The organism is Bartonella sp. DGB2, from assembly GCF_046843095.1.
GTDB lineage: Bacteria > Pseudomonadota > Alphaproteobacteria > Rhizobiales > Rhizobiaceae > Bartonella.
Map to the genome: position 1 here is coordinate 125,448 of NZ_CP177327.1, position 15,407 is coordinate 140,854.

Sequence of the window (15,407 nt, forward strand, 5' to 3'; positions counted from 1 at the left end):
CCATGATCAATTTAAAAATACTCTAAACTCACGCGAAACATTTGCTCTACATTGTGTAAAAAAGCACTAAGAGCAAATAACACGACCCGATCCCCCGCCATGATACGCGTTTCACCCGTCAAAGGAATCATAGTTTTATTGCGATAAATTGCTCCGACCCGTATTCCAGAAGGAAGATCCAAAGCAGCCAACGGCTTACCTACAAGGGGAGAAGTTTGCATGGCTTCTGCTTCGATCATTTCGGCAGCATCATTAAAAACTGAATGTACCGCCCGAATGCGACCACGCCGCAATTGTTGCAAAACTTTTGAAACTGTAACGCTTTGAGGATTAAGGTGAGCATCCACCCCCACCGCTCGGCTAAATTCCTGATAGGCAATATTATTGATTAACACCATATTGGCTTTACAGCCCAATCGCTTACCCATAATAGCGCTCAGAACATTAACTTGATCTTGGTTGGTGAGAGTGATCATGAGATCTGTCTGTCCCACCCCCGCCTCCTGCAAAAGATGTGGATCAAGAACGTTTCCATGCAAAACGGTAGTTTGCGTAAGTTCATCAGCAGCTTGAAAAGCGCGCTCCTTATCGGACTCGATAATTGTTATTCTCTGACCCCAGCGATGTTTCTCAATGGATTGCGCCACATAAAGCCCGATATGACCGCCGCCACCGATTATGATCCGATTAGCCTCTTGTTTCTCATGCCCAAAAAGCCCCATAGCACGCCAAACCTGACCTCGCGCAGCAACCAAGTAAACAATATCCCCAACTTGAAGTGTTGTATCTGAACGAGCAATATTAATGTCTGCTCCGCGTTTTACTGCTAGAACTGTGGTTTTTAAATCAGGAAAAAGTTCTGTCAACTGCCGCAAGGGAGTATTTATAATGGGGCAATCCTCCATACATTCTAAGGAAAGCGCTACCGCCTCTTCATCCAAAAAATAAAGCACATCCAAAGCACCAGGCAAATCAATGCGCCGCAAAACCATATCCCCCGCCTCTATTTCAGGCGAAATCACCACATCAATGGGAATATCCTCGCGGGCAAAGAGATCTTGATAGCGTGGATCAAGATAGGACTGCGAACGAATACGCGCGATTTTAGTCGGCACATTGAACAAAGAATGTGCCACCTGACAAGCCACCATATTGACCTCATCAAAAAGAGTGACAGCGATCAACATATCGGCACCATCAGCACCGGCACGGGCCAAAACATCTGGTTGGGCACCGTGGCCGACTAAACCACGAACATCTAGACCATGACGGATTTTATCAATCAATCTAGCTTCGATATCAATAACCGTAACGTCATGTTGCTCATTGGCCAATTTTTCAGCGATACTATAACCAACCTGCCCCGCGCCGCAAATGATAATACGCACTATAATGAAACTCCAAGCAATTTTAATTTTCGATGCAACGCCGAACGTTCCATACCAATAAATTCTGCCGTTCGCGAAATATTTCCACCCAATCGGTTGATTTGCGCGGTGAGATACTCTTTCTCAAAGAGTTCACGCGCCTCTCTCAGGGGCAAAGCCATAATATGTTGATCCGCATCATTAGTAAGGCGCGGCAACACATCTCCCACTTCGGCAGGTAATAAATCAGCGGTAATGGGGCCATTGCCAGCTTCATCTTGAATTAAGATCAATAAGCGCTCAATATTATTACGCAATTGCCGCACATTACCTGGCCATGTATGCGCCTGAAGCGCGGCCATAGCATCATTAGCTAAGACACGGGGTTTAATTCCCAATTGCGAACAGATTTGCTGAATAAAATGCTCTACCAATTCAGGTATATCTTCACGCCTTTCGCTAAGCCGCGGTACCCGCACAGGCACTACGGAGAGACGGTGGAATAAATCTTCACGGAAAGCTCCTTCTGAAATCAAACTCTCTAAGTTTTGGGCGCTAGAAGAAATAACACGTACGTCAACCTTAACCCGCTTGGTACCTCCCACCCGTTCAAAGCTTTGCTCTACAAGCACCCGCAAAATTTTATTTTGCGTCTCCCGCGGCATATCCGCCACCTCATCAAGATATAGGGTACCGCCATGGGCCTCTTCAAGGGCGCCAATTTTACGCTCCCCGCTATCCATTTCCGTCCCAAAAAGCTCTATCTCCATACGCTCAGGGGTCATTACAGCGGCATTGATAGCTACAAACGGTCCATTCGCACGGCTTGAAAGCTGATGGATGGCTCGCGCCACCGTCTCCTTACCTGAACCTGAAGGACCAGCGATCATCACACGACTATTAGTACGTGCGACTTTTTCCAAAGTTTGGCGCAAATGGTTCATCACCGCTGAATGACCAAGTAACCCCGGGGTATCACTTGAACGCTTGCGCAATTCTATAACTTCGCGCTTAAGTTTTGAAGTTTCAATCGCTCGATTGGCTACCAAAAGGAGACGATCCGCCTTAAATGGCTTCTCTATATAATCATAAGCACCCCGCTTAATGGCCGAGACCGCCGTCTCAATATTACCATGCCCAGAAATCATCACAACTGGCACACTAGGATAACGGATTTTAATTTCATCAAGCAAAGCCAAGCCATCAAGGCGGCTTCCCTGAAGCCAAATATCAAGAAATATAAGCCGCGGCACGCGGCTATCAATTTCACTCAAAGCTTCGTCAGAATTACTCGCGACCCGCGCTTCATAGCCTTCATCATCCAAAATTCCTGATACCAAATCACGGATATCTGCTTCATCATCAACAACTAAAATATCAAAAGGCATGGCACCCCCTTACCCCACGTTATGTTGTTATGTTACTTGATTATTCAATTTCATCACTACGAAAAGCGTCTTGTACATCGTTTTTTTCAGCAGAAAAACACATACGTATCATAGCTCCCTGCCCGCCATAAAACGTTTCCGGCGCGTCATATAATTGCATATAGCCACCATGCTCTTCAATAATTTTGCGTACGATCGCCAACCCAAGACCTGTACCTTTTCGGCGGGTGGTTATATAAGGCTCCAACAACCTCTGGCGTTGCTCTTTTGGTAAACCTTTTCCATTATCAATAACCTCAACAACAAAAAGGCTCTCTTGACGATAAGATCGTATCAAAATGTGACCTTTATCATGCCTTTCTGCCATACGTGCGTCAATGGCTTCACTAGCATTTTTAATTACATTTGTAAAAGCTTGGCTTAACAAGCGGCTATCGAATGCCCCCACCATAGGTATTTCTTCAAAATCACGTTCAAAAAGAATATCATGGCGCGTAACCTCAATCAGAAAACACGCCTCCCTTAAAGGGATACGAATATCTAAAAGTTGGATTTGCGGCTTAGGCATGCGAGCAAAAGAAGAAAACTCGTCCACCATACGGCCGATATCACCCACCTGACGGATAATCGTATCAACACATTGATCGAACACCTCGCGATCATCAATAATTCTCTTGCCATAGCGTCGGCGGATACGCTCAGCCGATAATTGTATAGGAGTCAACGGGTTTTTAATTTCATGCGCAATGCGGCGCGCCACGTCGGCCCAGGCCGCTGATCGTTGGGCTTCGACAAGATTGGTAATATCATCAACAGTCAATACCCATGAGCGCCCCTGCCCATCATCTTCTTCTTGTGTGATTTGCACGTGATATACCAACGAGCGACCAAAAGCACTAAGTGTCACTTGTTCGTGATAATGATCCCGCTCAAGCCCCCGTGCCATCTCAAACACACGGGCGATATCAACGCTCAAAGAATGAATTGTTTTACCAATAACCGCCGAGGCTTCAATCCCAAACATTGTTTCAGCGGAACGGTTAATAGCAGTGATATCTCCATGTTGATCAATGCCTGCAACGCCTGCTGTTACTCCTGCTAGGACTGCTTCTGAAAAACGACGACGTTCATCAATCTGATCCCGCGCACTCAAAAGCTCATCACGTTGACGCTTTAGTTCACTAACCATAGCGTTGAAAGTTTTTGATAACTGACCCACATCACCATCGCGCGCCCGCACCGGGACAATAACATCCATATTACCCAAGGCAACCTTATCTGCAGCTCCGATAAGTAACCGAATAGGATGAACTAAACGATCCGCTACCGCAACTCCCGTACAAATGGCCGATAAAAGAAGGCTTAAAAATAAACAAAGATAAAAAACTCCAAAAGCAATTTGAGTGGGAACGCGATTTTCATTTAAATCCTGATAACGATCAATATTTTCTTCTGTTAAACGGATCGCTGCCAAAACGCGCGGATCAATGTCACGCACCACATAAAGGTAGGTGTTGGGAATATCAGTAAGCTTAAGCACTACCCCAAAATAATCATGAGCGCCTGGCTGAAAAGCAAAAGGCCGCCCCGCTGTAGCGCGCGTAATCAGATTAGCTGAAGGAATGGGTAAGGTATCTTCCCCACCTATAGCGCTTGTAAGAAAAATGGTACCGCGCGAACTTAATAAAAAAGCCCCCAATAAGTTACGTCCCTTGGCTTGGCGGGTGAGTTGTACCCTGTATTCGCTGGGATTGAGCGCCAAAAGCTGTCGATCATCAAGGGCAAGCGCCATTGCATAAGAAGAATTTTTTAAATTTTGTAAAATTTCACTCGCATATGCATTAGCAAGATTTGCCGATGAGCCTACAATTTGCCGAGTGGTCGTATCAAACCAACGATCAAGCCCCAAATTAAGTGAGACACCGGAAATAATAGCCACGGCAATGGCGGGCATGGTAGCAACCACAGCGAAAAGCGATACAATCCGCACATGCAAACGCGAAGCAGCACGACGAGCCCGCCAAGCCCGCATAATCGGCAAGACTTCTAAAATGGTGACAATAATCAGGCATATAACCCAAAAACTATTCACCCCAATCAAGACCATAGTGACAAAACTATTGGGAACGATAGGTGAAATCCCCAGTAGGATAACAAAGGAAATCGTCACCGTCACCAAAGCCAAAATAATGACACTTATGGCAAAAATAGCCCACTTATTCTGCCAAGGGTAGCTGTGGCTCCCATTTCTAGACCGGTTTGTTTTTTGCATTTCCTACTCAAAATTATAGCGATACCGCGTAAAGAATATTCTGCCTCCTTCAAAGGCTAAAAACAAGGGTAAAATCAATATTCTGCAAACCAAACCCCACATACATCACTTTTAGCATATGTCGCTTATAATAAATGTTGACTTTAAATACGATTTTACTCACTTTATCGTGAATAGCATATTATTAGGCGATTACTTTAGCCTGTCTTCCCCCCCTAGACAACAAAATGAAGACGCAATACACTGCCCTTATAACAAGGTGGTAAACCTACATAAGAATGTAAAACACCCCAACAACAACAGCGCAGAGGTATTATGCGACTTACCAAACAAACCAATTACGCCATTCGCATACTCATCTATTGCGCAGCTAATGAAGGCAAATTAAGCCGTGTGCCTGAAATTGCAAAAGCTTACTCTGTATCGGAATTATTTTTGTTTAAAATCCTCCAGCCTTTAGTAGCAAAAAATTTAATTGCCACAGTGCGAGGGCGCCACGGCGGCATTAAACTTGCCAAGCCCGCCTATCAGATCTCGGTGGCTGAAGTGGTGCGCCTGATGGAAGAGAACTTTTCCCTGGCTGAATGTTTCGATAATGATGCCTCAGAATGCCCCCTTATCCAAGCTTGTGGACTTAACGCCACTCTGTCCAAAGCCCTTAACGCATTTTTTGCAGTTTTATCTGCCACCTCCATTGCCGATCTACAACGCCCCAATTTCCGTAAACAATTAGGCCTTGAAAACCAAGGTAGAGCAATAGCTAACCTTACTTAACCGCCTCAACAGAAACCATTCGTACTGATATTAAGGAGCTCTCCATTTCTATTGCTGCTATCATTCTTGCTGCCGGCCGCGGAACCCGCATGAACTCTAGGGTTAGTATCCCAAAACAATACCAGCCTTTGGCAGGCGAGCCTCTTATCGCCCATAGTTTACGCTGCTTCATTAACCATCCCGCCATTACCTACACGGTTCTGGTGATTCATCCCGATGATGAGCCCTTAGCACGATCTATCGTAGCTACCTTTGATGCCCCTATCCGCATAGTTTATGGTGGAAAAACCCGGCAAATTTCTGCCTATCGCGGCCTGAAAGCTTTGCTTGATATAAATCCAAATTATGTACATATCCATGATGGAGCACGCCCCTTAATCAACTCAGAGCTCTTAGATATCTTGCACCAAGCCTGCCAAGACCCCCAAAAAAACAAGGCAGGTTTTATCCCAACTATCGCGGTGTGCGACACGATAAAACAGCTTAATTCAAACGGCCTAGTTATTCAAACCATTCCCCGTGCCAATCTCCATGCAGCCCAAACTCCGCAATATTTTCCCTTTTCTTTGATCTTAGACGCCCACATCCAAGCCGCCCGTAACCCGCAAAGGGAGTTTACCGACGATGCCTCCATTGCCGAATGGGCCGGATTACCAGTCTATAGCATTGTCGGCCAATCGGATAATAAAAAAATTACCTACCCCCATGACCTCACATATGCCGACGCCCAAATTCATAAAAACGCCTTTATATTCCCCGATATACGGACCGGAAATGGTTACGATGTGCATGGTTTTGAAGCTGGCGACTGTGTGACCCTCTGTGGAATCAGCATACCACACTCGCATAAACTAAGCGGCCATTCCGATGCCGACGTAGGCCTCCATGCATTAACAGACGCGCTTTTGGCCACCTGCGGGGCGGGCGATATTGGCCATCACTTTCCCCCTTCAGATCCACAATGGAGAGGGGTAGCATCATATCGCTTTGTAGAACATGCACGCCATTTGATCAAACAAGCAGAAGGGCGTATTGCCAATGTTGATATCACCCTTATTCTTGAGGCACCAAAAATCGCCCCCCACCGCGTAGCTATGGTGAAGCGGGTGGCTGACATCCTGCATATAGAACCCGCGCGCGTCTCCATTAAAGCCACAACCAACGAGGGTTTAGGCTTTATCGGCCGCAAAGAAGGTATTGCCGCCATTGCGACTGCTAATGTGATTTTTCCTCACGAGGTGCCCGATAATGATTGACCATTTTCAAAAGGCCCATAGGGTCCTGACGCTATGCAAAAAACATGGTTTTACCCTAGCAACCGTTGAGTCCTGCACAGGTGGATTAATTGCCGCCCAGCTATGTGCCGTTGCTGGTGCTTCGCACGTGGTGGAATGCGGATTTATTACCTATTCCAATAAAGCCAAATCCCGCCTCGTCGGGGTGAGACCAGAGCTTCTCACTTGCTATGGCGCGGTGTCCAAAGAGGTAGCGATTGCCATGGCTGAAGGAGGGCTAAATGCTGGAGAGGTTGATGTGTCTTTATCTGTTACCGGCGTTGCAGGCCCAGGCGGCGCAACCGAGTCAAAGCCATTAGGGCTTGTACATTTTGCTCTTGCCCGCCACGGACATACTACTGTACATAATGAATCCCACTTTGCACTTCAATGTCGTAATAAAATTCAGTCTGCTAGTATTGAACAGGGGCTTTCGCTGATAATTGCTACGCTTGAAAAAATATAATATATGCTTTTATGTGAAAGTCACAAAACCTATACCTTTATAAAACTTGCCCATAAATTGCGTCTGCCCGCCGTTCAAAAGCATTGCTAAACTTACGAAACGCTATATCGAACATTGAGCCCATTACTATCCCTAGCATTTTATTTTTAAACTCATAATCAAGAAAAAATGCAACACTACAACCTTGATTATAAGCCCAAGATGGCATATCTGGGGTGCTTTTATGGTCATGGTGCTTGTCTGCCCCCCAAGGAATACTTGTAAAGGATGGTGCTTGTTCTGCAATAGATACAGGAAGACAAATTTTTTCTTCTGATGGATGAAACGACCAGCGATTCTCAAGATAGCGAAAAGGTCCATTGAGATATTTTACTTCAATCACTAAATTAGATGGGTCAATCAATACTTGACTTGTAAAGCTTTCTCGGATCAATTTATAGCCTACCGTCATATCAGCAATAAGTAGCATCTTATGATTACGGGAGCGGCATTCACGGATAGTGAGCCCCTCACACATAGGCAAAAATTCAGGGTAGCATTCAACATCAGCGACAAGGGCAAACATTTGCGCCGCACTATGCCTAGTTGAATGGCGTGTACTAAAATTTGGCATTACGCATCTTTCAAAATGCCCGCCGGGTTACCCGCATTCATACCATCTAGTTGCAATTGACGCGCCAGCTTAAGAGCCATAAAATCTTCCGCAGCGTGGTGCGAAGAACGCGTTAGTGGAGTTGATGACATATGCAGAAAGCCCTTTGTTTTGCCGATTTTCGCATAAGACTCAAATTCTTCTGGCGGTACAAAGCGAATAACAGGATGATGTTTGCGGCTTGGCTGTAAATATTGCCCAATTGTCATAAAATCAACCGCAGCACTACGCAAATCATCCATCAATTGCAAAACTTCATTACGCTCTTCCCCTAAACCCAACATAATGCCCGATTTGGTAAAAATTGTTGGGTCAAGCTCTTTCGCTCTTTGCAAAAGCCTGATGGAATGGAAATAACGCGCCCCTGGCCGCACTGTCAAATATTTACCCGCTACCGTCTCAAGGTTGTGATTAAACACATCAGGCTTTGCAGCAATAACTACCTCTAGAGCCCCTTCCTTATGACGGAAATCAGGCGTGAGAACTTCTATTGTTGTAGATGGCGATTGATCGCGAATGGCTTTAATGACCGCAGCAAAATGTTGAGCGCCTCCATCAGGCAAATCGTCACGGTCAACTGAAGTGATCACCACATGCTTGAGCCCCATTTGTGCAACAGCATCCGCTACCCGCAAGGGTTCACTTGTATCAACCGGCAAAGGTAAACCGGTGGTTACATTGCAAAAAGCGCAGGCTCGAGTGCAAATCTCTCCTAAAATCATGAAACTAGCATGGCGTTGGTTCCAGCATTCCCCTACATTAGGACAACCAGCCTCTTCACACACCGTTACCAATTTGTTATTACGCACAATATCGCGCGTTTGAGCATAAATCTTTGAGGTTGGAGCTTTAACCCGAATCCAATCAGGCTTGCGTAAAACTTCATTATCAGGTCGATGTGCCTTTTCAGGATGTCGCGCCCTTGCAGAGCCTAACGTATTAATGACCGTGACCATATTTGCCTCTGCTTTCCGCCTCTTCAAGTTGCCTGTTATTCAAAAGCCCCTCGCCGTTAAGCGTTAAGCGCTTGTCCATAAGCATCTAAAACGCTTTCTTTCATCATTTCTGACAAGGTAGGATGAGGGAAAATACTATGCATTAGCTCCGCTTCAGTGGTTTCTAAATTCATAGCAATAACAAAACCTTGAATAAGCTCTGTCACTTCTGACCCCACCATATGGGCTCCCAATAATTGACCGGTCTTTTTATCAAAAATGGTTTTCACTATCCCTTGGTCTTCCCCCAATGCAATCGCCTTACCATTAGCAGCAAAAGCATAGCGCCCTACACGAATATCATAACCTGCTACCTTCGCCTTAGCTTCAGTTAACCCTACCGATGCTACTTGAGGGGTACAATAGGTACAGCCTGGAATTTTATTCTTATCAAGTGGATGGGCTGTTTTGAGTCCAGCTATATGTTCTACGCAAATCACTCCTTCCTCTTCAGCCTTATGTGCTAACATAGGCGGACCCGCAACATCGCCAATAGCATAAATGCCTGGCACATTGGTTTGCCCCCATTCATTGATCACCACACAGCCGCGTTCAGTTTTCACGCCCAGAGTTTCAAGTCCCAAGTCGTCAATATTTCCCACAACACCGACAGCTGAAATAAGGCGATCAGCCTTTATGGCCTCCACTTTACCATTAATTTCTATCTCTGCGATAACTGCACCGCCATCCTTTTTAACCTTTGTGACCTTAGCGCTTGTCAAGATACGAATGCCCTTTTTTTCGAGCTGCTTGCGCGCAAAGGCTGAAATTTCTTCATCCTCCGCTGGCATAATTTGCGGGAGCATTTCCACTACCGTAACCGTGGCTCCCATATCTCTATAAAATGAAGCAAATTCGATTCCAATCGCTCCCGATCCCATAACAAGCAAGGACTTTGGTAGGCTTTGCGGCACCATAGCTTCGAAATAAGTCCAAATCAAATGCCCATCAGGTTCAATGCCAGGTAGAACACGCGGCCGTGCACCCGTAGCTACAATCACATGTTTGGCTTGATAACGCCCCTGACCCAATACACCCTTAGGGGCAGGATGCTGGGGCTGCTGCGCAGGTTTTTTTGATTTTTTTACCATAATTTCAGCAGGCTTCTCGCCTTGCACGCCGCTTAAAAGCATAGCCTCACCCCAAATGATGTCAATTTTATTCTTTTTCATCAAAAAACCAACACCAGCATTTAACCGTCCTGAGACGGCACGCGAACGCGCCACAACCTTAGTAATATCCGCATTTAAAGTGCCTTGTAATTCGAGACCATAATCTTGAGCGTGCTCGGCAAAATGCTTGATCTCCGCTGAACGCAACAAAGCCTTAGTAGGTATGCAGCCCCAATTGAGGCAAATACCGCCCAAATGCTCACGCTCAACAATTGCGGTTCTAAAGCCTAGTTGGGCAGCACGTATCGCCGTCACATAACCACCAGGCCCTGAGCCAATCACAATAACATCATAAAGATTTGCCACGCTAATCCCTCCGTGGAATGTTAATAGCTATTTTTTTACCTTAACTGCTTTATTTTACTAAATAAAAATATTCCCTCGAATGGGTTGGGGTGGGTAAGGAATAGGCTTGCCAAAAAATAGCAGTCTTCCTATACGAATTCTATCCAAATCCAACCTAAAAATCAAACGCAAACGACACGAAATCAAAAGATAGGGAACGGTGTTATCGTCTTAAATAATCTCTAAAAAACCACTACCTATAATTAAAGGCTTACTATGGACATTAGCATCTCCCAATAGTAGCAATAAAAGCACTCTCTTTTAAAGAGACACTCAGCCTATGATAATTTAACAATATATATTTTCAGAATTTTAAAATAAAAACTTATATAAAAACACACATATTTATAAATATGCTAGAAGCATAGGCCTATTTGCTTAATCATGTTTACATGGATGGCGTAGGAATATAACGTGAGATATCCTTCTTAAAGATTGAAGATCGTCTAAAGGAATTCCTATGGCTAGATATGATCAATAAAGAATTAGCCAAAATGCGTTTCAATTATTATTTCCTCTTCAGAGTACTAATAGACGTTAATAAACTGGAAAATCTATACATTTCAAAAATAAGGTACGCTTGCTTGTATTTTAAGCATTAAATTGCTTTACCGATAGGCATAAGAGTGAAATACTTAGACGGCTGGCGCTTCTTCTCTTAAGAGTTTTCTGAAAACCAATATTTAGTATATATACATATAGTATAAAAATGGAAAAGATAGCTATAAGATTATTGCCAATGTAAAGAAATATGGTCTTTATCTTATAAAAATTACAGTCTCATATCATAAATTTAGGAAAAGGGATAAAACGGTTGTCGTTCTACGCCCTAAAAAAGAGCTACCGTCCGGCATAGCTCCAATGCCATAAAAGCATTATAATTTTATTACCAGTGACTTGCTTCGACGAATTATTGCAGAGGATGAAATAAAATAGCTTTATCTGAAGGGCCGTTTTCGCTTCAAATACCTTAATTAAAAATGACATAACTGTTACGCGGGTTAATATTTCCATAGAAAAAAGCTTGTTTGTAATCTAATCTAAACGGGTAATCTTATCAGACTGAAAGCCTGACTTGTGAATAATTTGTTTATATTTCTTTAAATTAGACTATTAGGAAATCTTGTATTCCAGCTAATTGATTACGCTCAACCGAGCTACAATCAAATACCCATAAAATTGTTTAAATTTACCATTAGATTTTACTACTTTGATAGTTCAGCTCCCCAATCATATGAAAGGTCTGAACTCAAACGCCATCTAGGGAACTTTTTAGAGGCTCTTGCATTACTATATCATCGCTCACGCAGAGCCCAAGGAGCTTACAATGGATAATTCCCCCTTCAGCAACCAGAAAAAAACACCCTTTGAAAACTCAGCACGTCACTTAAATAACACAGATCGCCAACGGCGTTGGACAGTAAAACGCGGAGTTTTGACCGTTATCTTAGCGCTTATCCTTTTATGGCTTATCATAACTGCTTTAGGCCTGCTTGACACAAAAAATCCTCAAGCAATTGCACCTACTGAAACCGAGCAACAAGTTTCTCCATCTACACTAGAAAAAACCGCACCAAAAGGGACAATAGCTCCCGCCCTCGGTATATCCAGCCACCAGTAGATCATGTATAGTAAATCATCTGATTTAAAATGCATTCAATCGTTTAAGAACTATTTCACGTCCTAAGAGTGGCAACAAGCTGGCCATTTCCGGCCCGCGATCGCGGCCCGTCAGCGCTTTTCGTAGGGGCATGAAGAGCGTACGGCCGCCGCGGCCAGTTTTGTCTTTCAAGGCTTTTGTCCATACTCTCCAAGTTTCTTCATCAAAAGGATCAAGCGGTAACTCCTCTTGCGCCTCACGAACAAACATTTTATCTTCATCGCTCAGATCAACTGTCAAAATAGGTGCATGCAACACTTCCCACCAAGGTAAAGCATCATTTAGTTTATCAATATTGCTACGAATCATCAGCCAAAAGTCTCGCGCTTTTTCTCCATGGATACCTAACGCCTTCAAACGGCTTTGCACCTCTTCATAAGATAAAGCGTAAATGAGTTGCCGGTTGAGGTGTAAAAGATCAGCGGGGTCGAATTTTGCCGCCGATTTTGATGTAGCATCCAGATGAAAACCAGCTAATAAACTGTCTTGATTCTTGTGAGGCTGAACATTTTCTGATGTACCAATTAAAACCGCAAGTGATGCAACGGCCATAGGCTCAAACCCTTCTTCACGCAACGAACGGATAGACAAAGCGCCTTTACGCTTAGATAGCCCCTCCCCCGTTGCATTGGTCAAAAGATTAATATGACCAAAGCGAGGGATAGACGCGCCAAGAGCAGTAAAAATCGCAATTTGCACCCCTGTATTCGTAACATGATCATCTCCGCGGATAATATCCGTAATCTCCATATCAATGTCATCTACCACCGATGGCAATGTATAGAGGTAGGTGTCATCCTCGCGCACCAATATAGGATCGGACATGGAAGCAAGGTCAATCACCTGCTTGCCTCGAACCATATCATCCCAGACAATTTCTGTTCGATGAGTAATAAATGGGTCATCCTTGAAATTAGGGAGTAAAAAACGCCAATGGGGTTTACGCCCTTCAGATTCGTAAGTTTGTTTTTCTGCCTTTGTCAGTCGCAATGCCTCTCGCCCATAAATGGGTGGAAGTTTACGCGATAGACGAATTTTACGGCGCCGTTCCAACTCCTCAGCACTTTCATAACAAGGATACAGCACCCCCTTCGCCTTAAGATCAGACACCACCTCGTCATAACGCGCAAACCGCTTAGATTGATAATAAATGGCATCCGGCTTGATACCAAGCCAGTCAAGATCGACAGCAATCATATCAATATATTCTTGTTTTGAACGCTCTTGATCTGTATCATCATAGCGTAGTACAAATTTGCCCCCATGGGCTTTAGTGTACAGCCAATTAAATAAAGCAGGGCGGGTGTTGCCAATATGAATATAACCGGTTGGCGACGGGGCGAAACGAACTCTAATCATGGGGCTTTCTCAATTCATCACGGAAATAATTGGTAATAGGGTAGCGGCGATCTTGGCCAAAATTTTTACGACTGATCTTCACGCCAAGAGCCGATTGACGGCGCTTATATTCAGCAAGATACAGCAATTGCTCTATCCTTTTTACTGTATCGTAATCATGGCCGCGGGCAATAACTTGAGCAATATCCATGTCGTCCTCTACTAAACAACGCAAAATATCATCAAGAACAGGATAGGGTGGCAAAGAATCTTCGTCAAGCTGTCCCTCATGCAATTCAGCTGTAGGCGCTTTTTCCAAAATTTGTTGTGGAATAACCCTTCCTATAGGCCCAAGCCCATCCCTAGGGTGATGAGCATTGCGCCAAGCACACAAAGCATAGACTTCAGTTTTGTACAAGTCTTTTATCGGGTTAAATCCACCATTCATATCTCCATAAAGGGTAGTATATCCCACAGAAAGTTCTGATTTATTACCAGTAGTTAAAAGCATTGAACCAAATTTGTTGGATAAAGCCATAAGCAAAGTGCCACGACAACGGCTCTGCAAATTTTCTTCCGTTACATCAGGATTTTGCCCTGCGAAAAGACCCGCCAAAGCAGCTAAAAAACCTTCTACTGGCTGATAAATCGGTACAATATCATAGCGGCAGCCCAAAAGCGCCGCACATTCCTTGGCGTCATTAAGAGAGGCTTGAGATGTATAATGATAAGGCAGCATTACACTATGGACCCGCTCTTTGCCTAAAGCATCAACGGCAAGGCTTGCACAAAGAGCTGAATCAACTCCACCAGAAAGGCCTAACACTACACCTTTAAAGCGGTTTTTATTAATATAATCCGAAAGCCCTAGCATACAGGCATGATAATCAGCTGCAACCCCATTTAAAATAACCTCCTGACGTGGATTGATACAGCACCAACCCGTTTCATCACGGCGCCAATGGCTGATATCCACACAGCTTGTAAAATCCCCCAATTGCAAAACTACATTACTTGTAGCATCCAGCGCAAAAGAACCGCCATCAAACACTAATTCATCTTGCCCACCCACTTGATTAACATAGATCAAAGGCACATGCGCACGTCTCACTTGCTGTTGTGCCGCCCGCAGCCGCGATACCATTTTATCACGATAATAAGGCGAGCCGTTTAAAACAAAAATAAACTCCGCTCCTTGTTCAACCAAGCCTTGCGCACGCGCCTCATCGTTCCAAATATCTTCGCAAATCAATACCCCAAATTTAAGCCCACGATAATGCATAGGGCGCGAAGTTGATCCAGCAGAGAAAAAGCGTTTTTCATCAAATTCACGATAATTGGGCAGATCTATCTTATATTGTGTAGCACATATCTTTCCGTCCGCAAGCAAAAGAGCTGCGTTATAAATTTTATTATCATATTTTATTGGCGCTCCCATAATCATAGCCGGGCCGCCCTGTGTCTTTTGTGCTAGAGCACTTAAAGCCTGTTCAATCGTTTTAGTAAAGGAAGGCTTAAGCACTAAATCTGCGGGGGGATAACCGCTTAAAAATAATTCACTAAATACAACAATATCAGCGCCTTGCTCACAAGCTAAAGCATAGGCGACTTCAGCTTGCTTTTGGTTGCCCCTCACATCACCCAAAATCGGGTTAAGCTGAGCCATTACCAAACGCATATCTTCCTTTTGCACCCTCTACCTCA

General features: G+C 44.3%; 12 protein-coding genes. 4 read left to right on the forward strand and 8 right to left on the reverse strand.

What is annotated here, in order from left to right; genetic code table 11:
* Positions 1–11 precede the first annotated feature (11 nt).
* From trkA to ACK28X_RS08645, 3 genes are read right to left on the reverse strand one after another with little or no spacing between them, the layout of a single operon-like run.
* On the reverse strand, positions 12–1,388 hold the full coding sequence (gene trkA, locus ACK28X_RS08635) for a Trk system potassium transporter TrkA (RefSeq protein WP_412058523.1): 1,377 nt from the start codon (positions 1,386–1,388) through the stop codon (positions 12–14).
* Positions 1,388–2,755 carry a sigma-54-dependent transcriptional regulator gene (locus ACK28X_RS08640; protein WP_412058524.1) on the reverse strand — a complete coding sequence of 456 codons (1,368 nt, stop codon included), beginning with the start codon at positions 2,753–2,755 and terminating at the stop codon, positions 1,388–1,390. The genes trkA and ACK28X_RS08640 overlap by 1 nt, the downstream gene beginning before the upstream one ends.
* Before the next feature lie 40 nt (positions 2,756–2,795).
* Positions 2,796–5,027, reverse strand: a complete 2,232-nt coding sequence (locus ACK28X_RS08645) for an ATP-binding protein (RefSeq protein ID WP_412058525.1) — start codon at positions 5,025–5,027, stop codon at positions 2,796–2,798.
* A gap of 315 nt (positions 5,028–5,342) precedes the next feature.
* On the opposite strand from ACK28X_RS08645, the gene rirA reads away from it, so the two are divergent.
* Genes rirA through ACK28X_RS08660 form a run of 3 tightly spaced genes read left to right on the forward strand, consistent with a single transcriptional unit; the run spans position 5,343 to position 7,541 of the window.
* Complete coding sequence (rirA, locus tag ACK28X_RS08650) at positions 5,343–5,801, forward strand: iron-responsive transcriptional regulator RirA (RefSeq protein ID WP_412058526.1); 459 nt, start codon at positions 5,343–5,345, stop codon at positions 5,799–5,801.
* 44 nt (positions 5,802–5,845) lie between these two features.
* Positions 5,846–7,057 (forward strand): bifunctional 2-C-methyl-D-erythritol 4-phosphate cytidylyltransferase/2-C-methyl-D-erythritol 2,4-cyclodiphosphate synthase, encoded by a 1,212-nt coding sequence (locus ACK28X_RS08655; RefSeq protein ID WP_412058682.1) that lies wholly within the window; start codon positions 5,846–5,848, stop codon positions 7,055–7,057.
* Complete coding sequence (locus ACK28X_RS08660; protein ID WP_412058527.1) at positions 7,050–7,541, forward strand: CinA family protein; 492 nt, start codon at positions 7,050–7,052, stop codon at positions 7,539–7,541. The genes ACK28X_RS08655 and ACK28X_RS08660 overlap by 8 nt, the downstream gene beginning before the upstream one ends.
* 37 nt (positions 7,542–7,578) lie before the next feature.
* On the opposite strand, the gene ACK28X_RS08665 is transcribed toward ACK28X_RS08660, so the two are convergent.
* Genes ACK28X_RS08665 through lpdA form a run of 3 tightly spaced genes read right to left on the reverse strand, consistent with a single transcriptional unit; the run spans position 7,579 to position 10,666 of the window.
* Positions 7,579–8,154, reverse strand: coding sequence for a type II toxin-antitoxin system RatA family toxin (locus tag ACK28X_RS08665; protein WP_412058528.1), 576 nt, complete (start codon positions 8,152–8,154; stop codon positions 7,579–7,581).
* On the reverse strand, positions 8,154–9,149 hold the full coding sequence (gene lipA, locus ACK28X_RS08670) for a lipoyl synthase (RefSeq protein ID WP_412058529.1): 996 nt from the start codon (positions 9,147–9,149) through the stop codon (positions 8,154–8,156). The genes ACK28X_RS08665 and lipA overlap by 1 nt, the downstream gene beginning before the upstream one ends.
* 56 nt (positions 9,150–9,205) lie before the next feature.
* A complete protein-coding gene (gene lpdA / locus ACK28X_RS08675; RefSeq protein WP_412058530.1) occupies positions 9,206–10,666 on the reverse strand; it encodes a dihydrolipoyl dehydrogenase in 1,461 nt (486 codons plus the stop codon).
* Positions 10,667–12,032: 1,366 nt separating this feature from the next.
* Between lpdA and ACK28X_RS08680 the strand changes: the two genes are divergently transcribed.
* Complete coding sequence (locus tag ACK28X_RS08680) at positions 12,033–12,326, forward strand: hypothetical protein (RefSeq protein ID WP_412058531.1); 294 nt, start codon at positions 12,033–12,035, stop codon at positions 12,324–12,326.
* 24 nt (positions 12,327–12,350) lie between these two features.
* On the opposite strand, the gene gltX is transcribed toward ACK28X_RS08680, so the two are convergent.
* Positions 12,351–13,724 carry a glutamate--tRNA ligase gene (gene gltX, locus ACK28X_RS08685; protein ID WP_412058532.1) on the reverse strand — a complete coding sequence of 458 codons (1,374 nt, stop codon included), beginning with the start codon at positions 13,722–13,724 and terminating at the stop codon, positions 12,351–12,353.
* Positions 13,717–15,381 carry an NAD+ synthase gene (locus tag ACK28X_RS08690; protein ID WP_412058533.1) on the reverse strand — a complete coding sequence of 555 codons (1,665 nt, stop codon included), beginning with the start codon at positions 15,379–15,381 and terminating at the stop codon, positions 13,717–13,719. Before ACK28X_RS08690 ends, gltX begins: the two co-directional genes overlap by 8 nt.
* Between the last annotated feature and the right edge of the window lie 26 nt (positions 15,382–15,407).